Below are 16,504 nucleotides of genomic sequence, written 5' to 3'. Positions count from 1 at the left end.
TCGGGAATGTCACTGAGCAGGCAAAAGGACGGCCAACCATGGCCGTCCACTCGGCGAGGCCAGCAAGAGGCACACGATGAGCGATTCGATTCTGAACACGATCACCCTAACGGTTCCCGGCATGGGCAGTGACCACTGTGCCGGCATCGTGCGCAAGACGCTCGAAGGCCTCGATGGCGTGGGCGATATCCAGACCAATATCGCCAACCACCATGTCAGCGTGACCATCGAGGCAAGCGGGCCCGACGGTGACACCCTGAAAGAAGCCGTCGAGGGGGCCGGCTATGATGTGGCCGCCGTGCAGACCACCGACGAGGCGGAGGACAGCGACAGCGACGCCGAAATCGAGGAAGCCTACCTCTCCCAGGCCCGCAAGCGGCTGATCATCGCAGCGGTCCCCACCACCCTGATCATGCTGCTGATGATGCCGCACATGTTCTGGCAGCCGATCCCCGGGTATCTCGCCATCATCGCCGTGCTGGCCTTCCCGGTGGTTTTCCTCTATGGCGGTATCGCCACCCACAAGTCAACCTGGCGCTCGCTGAAGAACGGCACCTTCAACATGGATGTGCTGATCTCCATGGGCAGCCTGCCGCCCTACCTGATCGGCCTGGTCGGCTTCGTCTACCCCATGACCTCGTTCATCGAGATGGCCGCCACCATCATGACCTTCCACCTGCTCGGCCGTTACCTGGAGGCACTGGCCAAGGGGCGTGCCTCCCAGGCCATCCGCCGCCTGATGACCCTGGGCGCCAAGACGGCGCGCGTGGAGCGCGGTGGCGAAGAAGTCGAGGTGCCGGTGAAGGAGCTGGCGCCCGGCGATATCATGATCGTGCGGCCCGGCGACAAGATCCCCACCGATGGCGAGGTTGTCGAGGGCGAGAGCCATCTCGACGAGTCCATCGCCACCGGCGAGTCGATACCGATCTACAAGAGCACCGGTGACAGCGTGATCGGTGCCACCATCAACAAGGAAGGGCGGCTGCGTGTGAAAGCCACGCGAGTCGGGGGCGATACCTTCCTCTCCCAGGTAGTGCGCCTGATCGACCAGGCCCAGGGCTCGCGGGTGCCGATCCAGGAGTTCGCCGATCGCATGACCGGCCGCTTCGTGCCCGCGGTACTGGCCATTGCCCTGGCCAGCCTGATTGCCTGGACAGTGTTCCCGGATGCCCTGCGCCCGATCCTCGACTGGGGCTCCACCTTTCTGCCCTGGGTGAACCCCGAGGCCGCCACGCCGGTGCTGGCGATCCTTGCTGCCATCGCCGTGCTGGTCATCGCCTGCCCCTGCGCCCTGGGCCTGGCTACCCCCACCGCGCTGATGGTCGGCTCCGGCATCGGTGCCGAGCGCGGCATCCTGATCCGCTCCGGCGAGGCGATCCAGACCTTCAAGGACGTCAAGGTGATGGTGCTCGACAAGACCGGCACCATTACCCGCGGCGAGCCCAAGCTCACCGAAGCCGTCCCCGCCGAAGGCGTCGAGGAGTCGCGCCTACTGACTCTGGCGGCGAGTGTGGAGAACGCCTCAGAGCACCCCATTGCCCGGGCCATCGTCGACGGTGCCAGGGAGCGCGATGTGAAACCCGGCGAGGTCAGCGAGTTCCGCTCCACCGGGGCGCGCGGTGTCTCGGGCAAGGTGGGTGACGAAGCGGTGCTGATCGGTAATCGCCGGTTGCTGGAAGAAGAAGGCGTGACCGGCCTCGACGCCCTGGCCGACGACATGCAGGCGCTCGAGAACAAGGGTCGCACCGTGGTGATCGTCGCCGTCGACGGACAGGCCCTGGGGCTGGTCGCCGTGGCCGATACCCTCAAGCAGGAATCGGTGGAAGCCATCCGCGGTATGCATGAGCTCGGCCTGCATGTGGTGATGATCACCGGCGACAACGAACGTGCCGCCCGCGCCGTGGCCGATGAAGTGGGCATCGACGAGGTCCAGGCCGGGGTGTTGCCGGAGGGCAAGGTCGATGCCATCCGCGCGCTGCAGGAAAAGCACGGCAACCACGTGGCCATGGTCGGCGATGGCATCAACGACGCCGCGGCGCTAAAGCAAGCCAACGTGGGTATCGCCATCGGCGCCGGGGCCGACGTGGCCATCGAGGCGGCGGATGTAACTCTGGTGCGCGGCGAGCTCACCGCCGTGGTGGACGCCATGCACCTCTCTCGCGCCACTTTCGGCAAGATCGTCCAGAACCTGATCTGGGCCAGCGCCTATAACGTGGCGGCCATTCCCATCGCCGCCATCGGCCTGTTGCACCCGATGATCGGCGTCATCGCCATGACCACCAGCTCCCTCTCGGTGATCGGCAACTCGCTGCTGCTCAAGCGGCGTTATGCTCGTGAGCAACCCGGAGGCGAGTAATCCACTCCGGCCCAATCGACCCAGTCCCAAGCCAAAGGGGGCCATTCATGACACAGCCAGATTCCACCAAACACTCATCGGAAGAGGCCGAATCACAAGGTCAGCCGTCACCCCATGCCGGGGCTCTGCATAAATGGATGATGACCGCCTGCATGGTGCTGATGGGAAGCGCCGTGCTGTTTTTCATGTGGCGCGGGCAATCATTGAGCAGCGGCGCCTGGCTGGTGCTACCCCTGGCACTCTGCTTAGGCATGCATCTCCTGATGCATCGGCATGTCGGGCACCATGAGCGTGATCGTGATGAATAAGAGAAGATCACACCTTTTGATAGTCAATCTTCCATCAGGAGGACAGGCGCGAATCCACCGCCTGGCGTACGAAAATTGGTGGTTTGCCCCCGATAGAGCCTTGCCGCTGCCAGGAACAAATCGCCGCGGTAGGTATACAGTCGCACGTCGACCTTGAGCATTTCCCGCTCACCGTCAACGAAAACCAGGCGCTCGGATGGGGGAACATAGGCTTGGGCGATATAATCGCTTTCCAGAATTCTAGAATATGTATTTTTGGTGAGTTTGCTGCCCCGATACACGCCCTTGCTGCCATGGCCTGCGACAGGCTTGAAGAACCACTGCCGTCGCTGTTGCCAGAGAACATCAGCATTATCAGCGTTGACCTGTACGGTGGGAGGAATACCAGAGCGAAGCAATTCGGCATTTCCCGGGCTCAACCCCCAGGTCGAGAGGGTCTCGTGATCTGACAACACCGCCAGGTTACGTTTGTCTGCGAACAGTGCATGTGCATGGGGGTTAGGGGTTATGACCGCACCCCCACCCAACCAGGCAGACCGCAAGGCAGCATGTTCTGACGCTTCGAGCCCAAAATCCACCAGGCGATTGTAAACCAGATCGACTCGCTTGCCGCCGCCGTATAGCGTGCCTGACCCATAATGAAAATCAGAGGGCGAGAGTATAACGGCATCGATACCCTGGCGTCGTAATGACTGCTGCGCCAGCCTGAATTCAGGGTAGAGGTATTGCTCGCCAGGCTGATCATCGACGATCGCTATCCTCTCTGGACGCCCACTGCCACGCTGGGCGAGCCATTCACTCTCGAACTGGGCTATCACGGCGGCATCGAAGTCGCCGGCCCCGGCCGCACTCGTGGCATCACCGCAACACTGCAATTGCGCCCGTGCCAGCATGGCGTTGAGGAACGCACCTCCGGCATTGGTATTGATCTCGATGAGGTGTGGCCCCTCTTTGCCAAGATGGAAATCGTAGCCCATGAACGCACCCACTGGGCCGGGGCTGAACTGCGCACTTTGCGGGGCCCAGGACAGTACCTGTCGTTGATAAGCGGGGAGCGCGGCAGCGGCTTCCAGGGCTTGAACAATGTCCCGCATTTGATCCAGGTCCTGGGGAGGAACGAAGACAGCCACATTCGAGAAGAGCTGATGCCAGTTCGGGTTAGTCAGGATCTCCTCGGCATCATCGCCCAGCTGATCGGCGAGAGCCCGGGTAATTGCTTGCCGATTGAGAGTAACGCAGGAACATTGCTGGTTCAGTCTTTCTGCTTCTGTCTTTTCTGGAAAATCGCCAGTTTTTTGCAAGAGATAACCCCTGATTCCATTGACGCTGACCTACAGCGACTGCGCATACCGCTCAACTTGAGCAGCATTGCTCTACCATTGAATATGCGTCAAACATTCCGACTTCTGGTTTGCCAACGGCCATGTTGAAATAGCGGATCAGATACCACGGACGTGTAACAGAGGTAGCTCATCATGAGCGCTACGCAGCAATATGTTCTGCTATTAGGCCTGGCGCTGGGTACCGTAGGAGTGGTGCTGTGCCTGTACGGCCTGGCCCGCAGCATGGGTTCGACACGCGGTGAGCCGGGCAAGGACGTGCCGGCGAGCGCCGGGGTGCTGTCGCGGGACCCAGTGTGGGGGCGCTATCACGCACGATACTACGGCTACGCATTGCTGTTCCTGGCCTTCGATATGGAGATGGCGTACATGTATCCATGGGCCGTGGTGTATAAGGAAATTGGGCTGGTCGCCCTGGTCGACATGGGCGTGTTCCTTGCCATTCTCTTTCTCGGCCTGCTCTACGGATGGAGCCAGGGCGCTCTGAGGCGGCAGTGATGTCTGAGGCGGCAACGACCCTTGCAGGCGCGCGCAAGGGGCGCCCTTCCATCGTGCAGAGGCTGGTTGGTCGGGCCCTGGCGCGCAACCTCAGCTGCCTGATCGTCCCTGGGCCGGAAGTGGCCCTGGTGCATAGCCTGGACGTGGTGGCGGCAGGCATGCGCTTCGCCGCCACGCCGCGCGACGCGAACGTGCTCCTGGTCATCGGTGAGCTGTCACGGAAACTGGACGAGGCAACGGCGGTACTCTATGCGCAGATGCCCCGGCCGCGCGCCATTCTCGTGCTGGGTGGACCGGCACCCTCATCCTTTCCACAGGCCGATGTCGCCGCGGGTCTCTCGCAAGCCGAGCTGATCGACGCGACCGATCGGCTGCAGCGGGTGCTGGCCGAAGGCGCCTTCGCGGCCTCGCCCGAGGATTTCGATGCTCCAGTCCTGCAAACCAGGACGGAGTATGTCTGTCCCATGCACCCGGAAGTGGTCGAGGAGGAGCCGGGCAGCTGCCACAAATGCGGCATGGATCTGGTGGCCCGTGAGGCCGGGGGCGACAAGGACGAAGAAGAAACGCCTCCGGAGCATGACCATCATCATGATCATGAACACCACAATCATGAACACCACCATGGGCATGATCACGATCATCATGAGCACCAGAACCACCATGAACATCATCAAGACCATGAGCACGAGCACCCTCATGGTCACGATCATGAGCATCATCAGGACCATGACCACGAACACTGCCATGGTCACGAGCACCACGAGCATGATCATGGAGGCCACGACCATGCCGGGCACGACCACGGTGCTTCAGGATTCATGTCCATGGTCGAAGTCACCAAGGACCTCCCCCGCAGTGCCGATGGCTTGGCAATGGACTGGCTCGAGGTGCCGTTCGGTCCCTGCTTCCCCGGCCTGCCGGGTGGGCTGAAGTTGATGCTGACGCTCGACGGCGACGGGGTCGCCGAAGGGCAAGCAACGTCCCTCGTGGGCATGAGCGCCGCCACTAAGGAAATCGCTGCCGAGACCTTCGTCGAGCGCCTGACGACAGCAATGCCATTGGCGCCATTGAGCTACCGGCTGTTGGCCTGCCGGGCCATCGAGCAGGCGGCAGGCCTGGAGGAAGACACCGCGACCGCCCGTGCCTGCGTCAGCGCCCTCGAGCGCGAGCGCATCGCCAGTCATCTGGGCTGGCTTGTCCTGTTGGGGCGCCAGCTCGGCTTCGCCTGGCTGACGCGTCGCGCTACGACCCTGCAATTGGATAGCCGATGCGCCACTCGGGAGCAGCTTGTCGCTCTGCGACCGGCATTGCGAGCGCTGACCGCTCGGCTCGAACGCACGCCCTTGCTCAAGGCCCGCTTGAAAGGAATCGGCACCCTGCCGGTCGATTCCTACGACCTTCGGGGCCCGGTGGCACGCGCCGCGAGCAGCGCCGAAGACGTCCGCCAGACGGATGCCATCTATCGCGAGCTCGGTTTCGAGACACGCACCGGCGAGGGCGGAGATGCGTGGGCACGCCTGCGGCAACGACTTGGCGAGATCACCGCCAGCCTCGACCTCATCGAGGCGGCCGGGGAGCCTCGACTGCCCATCCTGCGCGATATCGGCGGTGCATCCGGGACGGGGGAAGCCAGCGTGGAAACGCCGCGCGGACGCGCCGATTTGCGCCTGACCCTGGAGCATGGCCAGGTGATATCGTTCCAGCTGGACACCGCCTGCAACCACAATATCGGCCTGGTCGCGAACCTCGTCGAAGGCCAGGAGCTGGGCGACGCCCTGGTGGCGGTCGGGTCGCTTGATCTCTCGCCCTGGGAGGTGAGCTCGTGACCATCGCCGTGGTGTTGCTCGCCCTGCTTGGCAGCGCCTGGCTGCTTGCCGTGATCGAGGCCTGGCTTACGACCGGCCGCCTGCGCCCCGCCGCGCCACTGCTTGCGGGCCTGTCGCACCTGGGCCGGGAGTCCATCCTGCCGCGCAAACCCGACCGGCTGTTCTTCGAGACTGCGCCGGTGCTGTTGCTGGTGGTGGCGGTGCTGGGCGCCGCGGTCCTGCCCCTGGCACCGGGACTGATCATCGCGGACCTGGCCACCGGCGCCCTGTTCGTCAACGCCGCGCTGGCCTATGTACTGGTTGCGCTGATCATGGCCGGCTGGGGCCCGAACGGCGCCTACGCCATGGTCGGCGGCTGGCGCTTCCTGGGGCAGCTGATCGCCTACGCCATGCTTGTCGTAATGCCCATCACGGCCGTGGCCATGCGCGCCGAGTCCCTGCTGACCAGCACCATCGTCACCTCCCAGGCCGGCTTGTGGAACATCATCTACCAGCCGCTCGGCTTCGTGCTGTTCTTCATCGCCGCCATGGCGCTGGCGTTTCGAGCGCCCTTTGACCTGCCGACCGCCCCGGGGGAACTGGCGGGAGGCGTGGACGCCGAATACACGGGTGTGCGCCTGGCGGTGCTACGGCTGGCGCGGCTGGTGCTGGTGATCACCCTGGCCGCCGCGACCACGGTGTTCTATCTCGGCGGCTGGCACGGCCCCCTCTTGCCGCCCTGGGCGTGGAGCCTGATCAAGATCCTGACCGTGGCCGTGGCGATGCTGCTGGCCGGCCACTATCTCCCGCGCATCCGCGAGGCAGATCTGTTGGGCTGGTGCTGGAAGCTGGGGATTCCCCTGGCGCTGCTCAATATCCTCATCGTCGGATTGATGATCCTGGTGGTGCCTTGATGTCTTTACAGGCCTTTTTTGTCGCCGTGTTCGGCCTGGCCGCGATCGGCTTCGGCGTGGCGGTGTTCCGGACTGCGTCCATGGTGCGTTCCGCGCTGGCGCTGCTGTTCTCTCAGGCTGCGATCGGCTGCATGTTCCTGGCCATGCAGAGCGAATTCCTGGGCGTACTGCAAATTATGATGATGGCCACCGAAATGAGCATCATGGCCATCTTCATGGTGATGTTCATGATGGATCCCGGTGGGCTTGGGGGCATGGACATGAGCCACCAGAAACGCTTCTCGATCGGCGCCGGGGTGATTGCCGCCGGCGCCGCCTTCGCGGTGGCGCTTATGTCCGACTGGGGTCCCGTGACAGCCGAGGCGCCGGATGCGGCAATGCAGACGCGGGAGCTGGGCATCGAGATGCTGGGGCGGTCGATGCTGATCTTCGAAACCGCCGCCGTCACCATCCTCACCGCGATGATCGCGGCCACGGCAGTCGCTATTCCGGTGCGCGAGCCGGCCCGTAACGACGACAAGAACGAGAACGACAAGGAGGCCTCAAGATGACCCCGGTCCTGATCGTGGCGCTGCTGACCGGCGCCATCCTTTTCGGTGTCGGCCTCTATGGTGCGCTGTCACAGACCAACCTCGTCATGATCATGATGGGTGTGGAACTGATTCTGGCGGGCGCCCTGGTGAACCTGGTGGCCTTCTGGCGCTTCCTGCATCCCGAGAACTACGCCGGGCAGATGTTCGTGCTGGTGGTGATGACGGTCATGGCAGTGGAGATGGCGGTCGGCTTTGGCATCGCAATCGCGCGTTTCCGGGCCAAGGGCTCGGTCGAGATGGAGGAAGCGGGGGACCTGAAAGGATGAACGAGGTAGCGCTGCCGGTAGTGTTCCCCCTGCTCGCGGCCGTAGCGATTCTGGTGCTGCGACGCATGGCACCCGCTCTGGCCCTGGGCGGGGCCACGCTCAGCCTGGCGGTGAGCCTTCGGCTCATGGAGAAGGTCGCCGACGGCCAGGCCCAGACGCTGCTTCTTCCGGGCCTGCCGGATATGCCCTTGCGGCTGACTGCCGAGCCGTTGACGGCGCTGCTCACTGTGATGGTCGCCACGGTGGGAACCTTCGTACTGATCCACTCGGTCGGCTATATGAAGCGGGAATCCGGTCTGCCGCGCTTCTATGCCATGATGTCCCTGTTTCTCGCCGCAATGCAGGCCCTGGTGATGGCCGGGGACTGGATTCTGCTGCTGGCCGCCTGGGAACTGATCGGGCTATGCAGCTATCTGCTGATCGGTTTCTGGTTCCAGCGGCCCGGGGTCGCGGATGCCGCCAGCCGCGCCTTCCTGTATACCCGCAGCGCCGATCTCGGCCTGTACATCGCAGTATTCATCCTCATCGGGTCGGCGGGCACCAGCGAGATCGCCGCCACCCTGAATATCGACGGAAGCGTAGCGGTTGCCGCCGGGCTGTTATTGCTGCTGGCCGCCATGGGCAAGTCCGCCCAGGTACCCTTGCAGGACTGGCTCATGCGCGCCATGGCGGGCCCCACACCGGTCTCGGCGCTGCTTCACTCGGCCACGCTGGTGGCTGCGGGCGCCATCCTGCTGATCCGCGTGACGCCGCTGCTGGCGCCGGAGGTCCTCCTCGCCATCGGGCTGGTGGGCGGCATTACCACGGTGGGGACAGGCCTGGTCGCTCTCACCGAGCGCGACCTCAAGCGCCTGCTGGCCGCGTCTACCGCCAGTCAATATGGCCTGATGCTGATTGCGATCGGCGCCGGTGTACCGCTGGCCGCGCTGCTGCATCTAGTCGCCCATGCCGCCATCAAGAGTGCCCTGTTTCTCGCCGCCGGCGATTTCCAGCATGCACGTGGCGGTACCGGGTTCGATCGGTTGGAGAGCGTTGGCCGCATCAGGCCCTGGACCTTCGCCGGCTTTGCACTGGCAGCATTGGCGCTGGCGGGCATCCCGCCGCTGAGCGGGTTCTTCTCGAAGGACGCGATAATCGCCGCCGCGCTGTCCGCCCCTGGCGCCGCCTGGCTCGTACCGCTGGCACTGGCCGGCACGCTGCTGACCGGTGCCTACCTGGCCCGGGCTCTGCGCCTGCTGTGGCGCGGCGCTGGCGGAACCCGGCCGGTGGCCGGTGCCGGCTGGATGGGTATGGGCGTATGGGGGCTGGCAATTCCGGCCACTGCCCTGGGCCTGGCCTTTGGCCCCATCGAGGCCCTCCTCGCCCTGCCCGCCCCTGAAGCCGAAGGGACATGGGCCGTGCTGCTCGGGCTCCTCGCTGCAGTGGGCGGCCTTGCGCTGGGCTGGCTGGTGCCCGCTCGGCGCCTGCTTGGCCCTGTGCACCCGTGGGCGCAATCGGGGCTTACGGTCGCGGGAGGGCTTACGACCGTGGTGGGGAGGCCGGTAATGGCGGTTTCCCGTGGCTGTGAAGGTCTGGAAGATCGCCTCTATGCGGCTGCGCTTCATGTCGGCCGTCGGGGCCTCACCATCGCGCGGGGCTTCGAACGCCTGGAACAAGGCCTGTATGGGGCCGTGCTGGGTGCCGGCCGTGCCAACCTGGCCATCGCGCACCTAGTACGTGTCGGCGATGAGCGCCGTATCGACGGCCTGATCTTCGCCCTGGTCGCCAGCGTGCGCGCCTGGGGAGGTCGCGCTCGCGCCCTGCAAAGCGGCCTGATTCACCATAGTCTCGCCATCAGCGCCGTGGTCACCGCCGTAATACTGGTCATGCTGATTTTGGCTTCATTGAGTTTCTAGAGGACAGCCCTGCCCATGCTACCACTCGTCTCCATTACCCTGTTCTTGCCACTTGTCGGCGCCATCCTGATCCTGTGCCTGCCGAGACCCACAGCGCGGACCGTTCACGGCATCGGCATTGGCACCGCCGTCCTGACCCTGGCCGGTGCCCTGGCCATGTGGCTGGAGGGAGTGAGTGGCACGGGCTTTTCCCAGGTCGAAGAGCTGGAATGGATCCCGGCCATCGGTGCCGCCTACCGGGTCGGTGTCGACGGCGTCAGCCTGCCGCTGGTGCTTCTGAGCGCGGTGATGTTCCTGGTGGCGTTCATCTACGCATCATCGCTTCGCGAACGCCCGCGCGCCTACGTCGTCCTGGTCCTGCTTCTCGAAACCACGGCAATCGGCACCTTCACCGCCCTCGACGGTATCCTGTTCTATGTATTCTTCGAGGTCTCCCTGGTATCGATGTACTTCATGATCGCCGGATGGGGACATGAGGACCGGCAACGCGCGGCGCTGATGTTCTTCCTCTACACCCTGCTCGGCAGCCTGCCATTGTTACTCGCCATTCTGGGGCTTTACCTCGGTAGCCCCGAGCCCAGCTTCGACATGCGTGCCTGGATCGCCAATCCGCCCCTGGAGGGAGCAGCGGCCATGTGGGCGTTGATCGCCATGCTGATTACCTTCGCGGTCAAGATCCCTGCCGTGCCGCTCCACACCTGGTTGCCCGCCGCCCACGTCCAGGCCCCAACGGTCGGCAGCGTCATCCTGGCCGGCATCATGCTGAAGTTCGGCACCTACGGGCTGGTCCGCTTTGCCCTGCAAATGACCCCCGAGGCGTTCCGCGAAGCCGGCGTCGTTGTCCTGGTCTTCGGCGTTTTCAGCGCGCTCTACGGGGCCTTTGCCGCCCTGGCGCAGACGGATCTCAAGCGTCTTGTGGCCTATACCTCGATCAACCACATGGGCTATGTGATCGTCGGCGTCGCCGTCGCCGCCCTGACGCTGGACCCCTCGGTGCGTACCGTCGCCCTGGATGGCGCGGTGCTGCAGATGTTCAGCCACGGCCTGGTCACCGGCGCCCTGTTCTTCCTGGTGGGCATGATTCAGGAACGCGCCCATAGCCGTGAAATGGGCGCGTTCGGCGGCCTGCTGAAGACGGTCCCGCTGCTTGGCTGGTCATTCATAGTGGCGGCCTTCGCCTCCCTGGGCCTGCCGGGGCTGGCGCACTTTCCGGCCGAGTTCCAGATATTCCTGGGTACCCTGGGTGGCGCTCCCGCCGCGGTTGTCGTGGTGCTGGGCATTGCCATCATTGCCGGCACCTTTCTCAAGGCGATCCGCGAAACCTTCCTCGGCGAACCCCAGCAACGGTGGCATGCCATGCCGGACCTGAGTGCGCGAGAATTGCTGGCCGTTGCGCCGCTCCTGGTACTCACCATCGCCACCGGCTTGGCACCGTCCTGGGTGCTTGACGTCATTCACCGGACCACCTCGTCGTTGGTGCTGTAATGGGCCATGACCTCGCATTACTGATTCCCGAGATCGCCGTCCTGTTGACGGCCGTCGGCGCACTGATCGCGGAAATGCTGCGCCGACCTCGAATCTCGCTGGCCGTCGCCGCCGCGGGCTTGCTCGTCGCCACGGGCTTGACGGCATCCTTGCTCGGCACGGACACCACCGTGTTCGGCGGAAGCTTCCGGATCGACGCGCTGAGCCTCTGGGCAAAGCTGATTCTGTTGCCGGCCACCGTACTGTCTCTGCTGCTGGCACGAAACGACGTCGCTGGCACCGCACGCGAGGGCACGGTCTACAGCCTGATGTGCCTGGCGACCTTCGGCGCGCTGGTGCTGGCCGGGGCGGGCGATGCGATGTTCCTGGTCCTGGGGACGCTGCTCACCAGCCTGGCCACCTTCGCGCTGGTCGCCTATCCGGACGACGACCCGGCCACCGAGGCCGCCATGAAGTTCTTCGTGTTCGGCTCGGTGGCCGGCGCGGTCATGATCTTCGGGCTCAGCTACTGGTTCGGGGCCACCGGTTCCACGCTGCTCGCCGATCTGGCGCGCATGGACGCGATGCCGCTGGCCGCCATCCTCGGGCTGGTGGCCGTCGTGGTCGGCCTCGGCTACAAGGCGTCACTGGTTCCGTTCCATTTCTGGGCACCCGACGCCTACGAGGGCGCGCCGCTGTCGATTGCCGCCTACCTGTCCGTGGTGCCCAAGGTCGGTGCCCTGTTCGCGCTAGCCCAGGTGGTGCGCGACCTGCCCGTGGACAGTGGCTGGCCGGGCGTCATGGCAGGCCTGGCCGTGCTGAGCATGACCTATGGCTATCTCGCCGCGCTGGTGCAGGACAACGTCATCCGACTGCTCGCCTACTCGTCGATCGCCCAATCCGGTTATTTCCTTCTGGGCATAGTAGCGGTGGGCTCCAGTGAACTCGCCTTGCCGTCGATCATCCTGTTCGCCGGGGCCTACGCGGCCATGAATCTTGGCGCCTTCGCCATCGCCGCCGCGACCGGGCGAACTCTGGACGCGTTCAGCGGGTTGGGGCGCGCACGGGTGCTGATGGGGATCGCCATGGTGATCTTCCTGCTCTCGCTGGTCGGCATCCCGCCACTTGCCGGCTTCGTCGGCAAGTTCCTGCTCTTCGCCGCCGCCATCGATGTCCAGTTCACCTGGCTGGCCGTCGTGGCGATCGCCAACAGCGTGCTCTCGCTCGCGGTGTATCTGCGCATCGTCGTGCCGATGTACCGGCCGACGGAGACGGCAACCGTTGCACCGGGCACATGGCCCGGCATCGTGGTGATGATCACCTTTGCCGCTACGCTGATCATCGGCCTGGCCGCCCAGTTCTTCCTCGCGGGACTGGTGACGTGATCGGACCCGCTATCAAAACATCCGGGATCATGGAGCTCGTGGGCTGTCGGGACTTCTGGGGTCGGCGGTCTCAATGAGAATGCGTATTTTCGCTTAAGCTCGATTTCCCTTTACGGGTCAGGAAGAGTCGTTCGGCAAGCAAGATAGCCGCCATGACAACCGCTGCAACGATCAGCACCAGGGGATCTGTCGTCGCTTTCACCCAAAGGAAGCCTGCCAGCACGACGACATCCAGAAATATCGCAACCCCCAGAACGACTGAATTGGCCCCGACCTCCTTACGAAGATGGCGCAACACTCCCCAATGGATGGCAATATCCATGACCAGATAGAAAATGATGCCAAGCGCAGCAATACGGCTGAGATCGAAGAATGCCGTCAAGATCAGGCCAAGCACGACCGTATAGACCAGAGTGTGCTTCTGGATGCTGCCTGGCATGTGGAAATGGCGATGGGGTACCAGCCCCATCTCCGTGAGCATTGCCAACATCCGTGAGACCGCGAATATACTGGCAATGATGCCTCCCGCAGTGGCCAGCATGGCAAGAATGACGGTGAACCAGACGGCGGCCTCTCCAAGAGCCGGCCGCGCAGCCGCCGCAAGGGAATAATCTTGTGTTTCGATGATTTCCGTCAGAGACAGGTTGCTCGCCACTGCAAATCCCACCAACGCATAGATCACGACGCAAAGCGCGATCGATATCATGATCGCCCTGCCGACGTTGCGATGGGGGTCCTTTATCTCCGAACCACTGTTGGTGATCGTCGTGAACCCCTTGAAGGCGAGAATCCCCAACGCGGTCGCACCCAGGAAGCCTGAAAGCGATCCCCCAGGAGCAGATGCGGAGGTTTCCATGCCGACGGAGTCAGCCACCATGACACCGACGACCCCAAACAGGATAATTCCGCCAATCTTGATGAACCCGAGTGCTGACGCAACCCCCTGGATCAACTTGTTGGCAGAAAGGTTGATCAAGAATGCTGAAATCAGCAGAGCAACGCCCAATAATGGAACGAACAGAGACCTGTCTTCTACATCGAAAAGTTCAAGCGTGTAGGAGCCAAAGGTTCTCGCCAGGAAGCTTTGGGCGATCACCATGGAAAAATACATCAAGAGCGCATGAAACGCTGTGGTAAGTGTCGGCCCATACGCCTTTTGGAGGTACATGCCGATACCACCAGCGGACGGATAAGCATTGGACATCTTCACATAGGAGTAGGCACTGAAGGAGACAATGAGCGCCGCTGACAAGAAAGCTAACGGGAAAAGCGCTCCCGTCATCTCGGCCATCTGCCCTGTCAAGGCAAAGATGCCAGCGCCTATCATGACGCCGGTACCTAAAGCAATTGCACCGACAAGAGAAAGGCTATCCTTCCTGTACTGTGGCGTCCTATCCATTGACTTCCTCGTCACTCTGAAACGAATTTTGCCGCACCATAGTCGAAATTCTAGGCTGTAAACATCAGTGGCAGCTCCAGGGTTCTATCTTGGCATTGTCCTTGACATTCTGATCGACAAATCGGTAATGCTCTTCCTTGAAACGGTTCCACCAATCACGGCTGATTTCAACAGCATGTTTTTCCAGAATTTCTTCAACACAGTCGAGACAGAGTCGTGAGGCATCATAGGCCAGGTGCAGCTTCCGCTTCTTGCCATCGAACGAAACACTGTCGATGCCGAAGAGCTCATCAATATCCGAAACAGCCGCTTCAATTGCATCAAGGTCGCTGGAATCAAGCTTCAAGTGCCGGTTCACCAGGGTAGTTTCGGTGACGCCCAAGCGGTGCTCTCGATGTTGTTTCATCACAACCTCCGTAAAGTGCAATATCGTTAACGCTTTCCCAATATTATCGCCATGTCTCGCATGGCACTTGCCGCACTCAACGACCCGATGAAGCCACCATGATTCGCTGGCTACGATGTGCACCGATGACCAGGAGCGCTCCTGCTGCCAACATTGGCAACGTCAACAGTTGCCCCATGGTGAGCCAACCGAAGGCGATGAAGCCCAACTGAGGATCGGGCAAGCGCACGAACTCCACGATGAAGCGGAAGGTACCGTACAGAAGCAGGAACAGTCCCGAGATAAGGCCTTGCGCTTGCGGTTTCCGTGACAGCCACCACAGCACGGTAAACAGCACCACACCCTCCAGGGCAAACTCGTAGAGCGCTGATGGATGACGCGGCTCCGGACCCAATCCCATCATGGGCGGGAAGATCATCGCCCAGGGCACTTCGCTGACCCTCCCCGGCAACTCGTGATTGATGAAGTTGCCGAGGCGCCCCGCCCCCAGGCCGATCGGCACCAGCGGCGCGATGAAATCAGTCAGTTGAAGGTAGGCCAGACGGTGGCGCCGAGCGAACAGCCACGCGGCGACCAGTACGCCGGCAAGGCCCCCATGGAAGCTCATGCCTCCGTCCCAGACCCTGAAAAGCCACAAGGGGTTGGTCAGCAGCTGGTCGATTCCATAGAACAGCACATAGCCCAGACGGCCACCGATGACGATGCCCAAGGCGGCATAGAAGATCAGGTCGTCGATATCGTCGTGGGTCAGGCCGAGATGGTGCGCTCGCCGCCGCCCAAGCCACCAGGCGGCCGTCAGCCCCACCACGTACATCAGGCCATACCAATGAAGCTGCACAGGGCCCAGGGAAAATGCCACGGGATCGATTTGGGGGTACGGAATCATGACATGCTCCTCGTGGCCTCTGATCGGCGACGTTGGCCTAGCCCTTCGAACCCCGTGAAGGGTTCCGGATCACGGTCAGTCTGGCCTTCCTAGCTGAAACCACCCTGAATCCAGCCTGATCGACCATTGATCCTGGTCAATGGCCGCGCACGGAACTGCTCAACCGAAAAAGTCACTTATCGGTAGCGGCTAGCCTCGAAGCGAGTCGATTAGGCTCAGAACATCAACCTCACTCCCGCCACGACACCGGTATCTTCGGTGGCATCACCGTCGGCACGCGAGAGGTCGGCGGTATCCCCGTATTGCTTTTCCCAGTAGGCCCCCAGGTAGGGAGCAAACCGACGGGTCACCTCGTAGCCCAGGCGCATGCCGACTCGCACCGAATTGAGCCCCTCGCCGACGCCGAACTCCTCGACGTCACTCGCGGCCACGGCAATTTCGGTGCGTGGCTGCAGGTAGAGGCGTTGCGTCAGTCGAAGGTCATACTCGCCCTCGAAACTCGCCGAGACGTCACCTTCGTCGCTGACCTGCATTGCCACGTCGGTCTCGATACCGTAGGGCATCACCCCCTGCAGGCCGATCACCCCATAGGTACGCTCGGTGTGATCGTCCGAGAAGACTCCTCCCTGATAGCCGATGCCGCCCTGAAGCTCCCAGAAATCGGCAACCAGCCGGCTGTAAAGCAGCTCCAGCGACTCGAACTCGGCATCCTCGCCGTCACCCTGGACGTTCTCGCCTTCGGATTTGAGGTAGATACGGTTGACGTCACCGCCATACCAGGCCTGGAAGTCCCAGACCAAGGCCTCTTCGCCTTTGTCGGGTACGGCATATTCGAGCCGGTCGAACAGCGCCATCCCCATGTTGTGTTCCACGACCGGTGACGGCCAGCTGGCCGGGGCATCATAGCCGTCCTCCGCCTGGGCAGCGGAGAGCGTTGTCAGGGCCAGCAGTGCAACGGCAGCGGTCATCGGGATTCTGGTAGTCATGCC

General features: G+C 62.9%; 15 protein-coding genes. 10 read left to right on the top strand and 5 right to left on the bottom strand.

Features of this window, described 5'->3' with window-relative positions:
- Positions 1-76: 76 nt before the first annotated feature.
- Positions 77-2,356, top strand: a complete 2,280-nt coding sequence (locus BMY30_RS04015; protein ID WP_089710856.1) for a heavy metal translocating P-type ATPase — start codon at positions 77-79, stop codon at positions 2,354-2,356.
- A 47-nt stretch (positions 2,357-2,403) separates the two neighbouring features.
- Positions 2,404-2,664, top strand: a complete 261-nt coding sequence (locus tag BMY30_RS04010) for a DUF2933 domain-containing protein (RefSeq protein ID WP_089710854.1) — start codon at positions 2,404-2,406, stop codon at positions 2,662-2,664.
- Positions 2,665-2,687: 23 nt separating this feature from the next.
- Here BMY30_RS04010 and BMY30_RS04005 read toward each other — a convergent pair whose 3' ends face one another.
- On the bottom strand, positions 2,688-3,965 hold the full coding sequence (locus tag BMY30_RS04005) for an ATP-grasp domain-containing protein (protein WP_089710852.1): 1,278 nt from the start codon (positions 3,963-3,965) through the stop codon (positions 2,688-2,690).
- A 174-nt stretch (positions 3,966-4,139) separates the two neighbouring features.
- Here BMY30_RS04005 and BMY30_RS04000 point away from each other — a divergent pair, with 174 nt between their 5' ends.
- The 8 genes from BMY30_RS04000 to BMY30_RS03960 are packed head-to-tail and all read left to right on the top strand — an operon-like array spanning position 4,140 to position 12,824.
- The gene (locus BMY30_RS04000) at positions 4,140-4,502 is read left to right on the top strand and encodes an NADH-quinone oxidoreductase subunit A (RefSeq protein WP_089710850.1); all 363 of its coding nucleotides are present in this window, start codon (positions 4,140-4,142) and stop codon (positions 4,500-4,502) included.
- A complete protein-coding gene (locus BMY30_RS18100) occupies positions 4,502-6,328 on the top strand; it encodes an NADH-quinone oxidoreductase subunit D-related protein (protein ID WP_244516115.1) in 1,827 nt (608 codons plus the stop codon). Before BMY30_RS04000 ends, BMY30_RS18100 begins: the two co-directional genes overlap by 1 nt.
- Positions 6,325-7,221 (top strand): complex I subunit 1/NuoH family protein, encoded by an 897-nt coding sequence (locus BMY30_RS03985; protein WP_089710848.1) that lies wholly within the window; start codon positions 6,325-6,327, stop codon positions 7,219-7,221. Before BMY30_RS18100 ends, BMY30_RS03985 begins: the two co-directional genes overlap by 4 nt.
- Positions 7,221-7,772 (top strand): NADH-quinone oxidoreductase subunit J family protein, encoded by a 552-nt coding sequence (locus BMY30_RS03980; protein ID WP_089710846.1) that lies wholly within the window; start codon positions 7,221-7,223, stop codon positions 7,770-7,772. Before BMY30_RS03985 ends, BMY30_RS03980 begins: the two co-directional genes overlap by 1 nt.
- Positions 7,769-8,080 carry an NADH-quinone oxidoreductase subunit NuoK gene (gene nuoK / locus BMY30_RS03975; protein ID WP_089710844.1) on the top strand — a complete coding sequence of 104 codons (312 nt, stop codon included), beginning with the start codon at positions 7,769-7,771 and terminating at the stop codon, positions 8,078-8,080. The genes BMY30_RS03980 and nuoK overlap by 4 nt, the downstream gene beginning before the upstream one ends.
- Positions 8,077-9,975 (top strand): NADH-quinone oxidoreductase subunit 5 family protein, encoded by a 1,899-nt coding sequence (locus BMY30_RS03970; protein WP_089710842.1) that lies wholly within the window; start codon positions 8,077-8,079, stop codon positions 9,973-9,975. The genes nuoK and BMY30_RS03970 overlap by 4 nt, the downstream gene beginning before the upstream one ends.
- A gap of 15 nt (positions 9,976-9,990) precedes the next feature.
- A complete protein-coding gene (locus BMY30_RS03965; RefSeq protein WP_089710840.1) occupies positions 9,991-11,460 on the top strand; it encodes a complex I subunit 4 family protein in 1,470 nt (489 codons plus the stop codon).
- On the top strand, positions 11,460-12,824 hold the full coding sequence (locus tag BMY30_RS03960; RefSeq protein WP_089710838.1) for an NADH-quinone oxidoreductase subunit N: 1,365 nt from the start codon (positions 11,460-11,462) through the stop codon (positions 12,822-12,824). The genes BMY30_RS03965 and BMY30_RS03960 overlap by 1 nt, the downstream gene beginning before the upstream one ends.
- Positions 12,825-12,894: 70 nt before the next feature.
- Here the strand turns inward: BMY30_RS03960 and BMY30_RS03955 are convergent, their stop codons facing one another.
- The 4 genes from BMY30_RS03955 to BMY30_RS03940 all read right to left on the bottom strand — a co-directional run bounded on the left by BMY30_RS03955 (position 12,895) and on the right by BMY30_RS03940 (position 16,501).
- Entirely contained in the window at positions 12,895-14,223 is a 1,329-nt protein-coding gene (locus tag BMY30_RS03955) for an APC family permease (RefSeq protein WP_089710835.1), read from the bottom strand.
- 64 nt (positions 14,224-14,287) lie between these two features.
- Positions 14,288-14,629, bottom strand: coding sequence for a hypothetical protein (locus BMY30_RS03950; RefSeq protein ID WP_089710833.1), 342 nt, complete (start codon positions 14,627-14,629; stop codon positions 14,288-14,290).
- A gap of 76 nt (positions 14,630-14,705) precedes the next feature.
- Positions 14,706-15,515: a prolipoprotein diacylglyceryl transferase gene (gene lgt, locus BMY30_RS03945; RefSeq protein ID WP_089710831.1), complete on the bottom strand. Its 810-nt coding sequence runs from the start codon at positions 15,513-15,515 to the stop codon at positions 14,706-14,708.
- Positions 15,516-15,730: 215 nt separating this feature from the next.
- Entirely contained in the window at positions 15,731-16,501 is a 771-nt protein-coding gene (locus tag BMY30_RS03940; protein ID WP_089710830.1) for a copper resistance protein B, read from the bottom strand.
- Positions 16,502-16,504: the final 3 nt, after the last annotated feature.

The sequence above is a fragment of the Halomonas daqiaonensis genome, assembly GCF_900109725.1.
GTDB classification, from domain to species: Bacteria; Pseudomonadota; Gammaproteobacteria; order Pseudomonadales; family Halomonadaceae; genus Halomonas; species Halomonas daqiaonensis.
The sequence above is the reverse complement of the archived record's forward strand: the minus strand, read 5'-3'. Positions and strand labels throughout refer to the sequence as shown.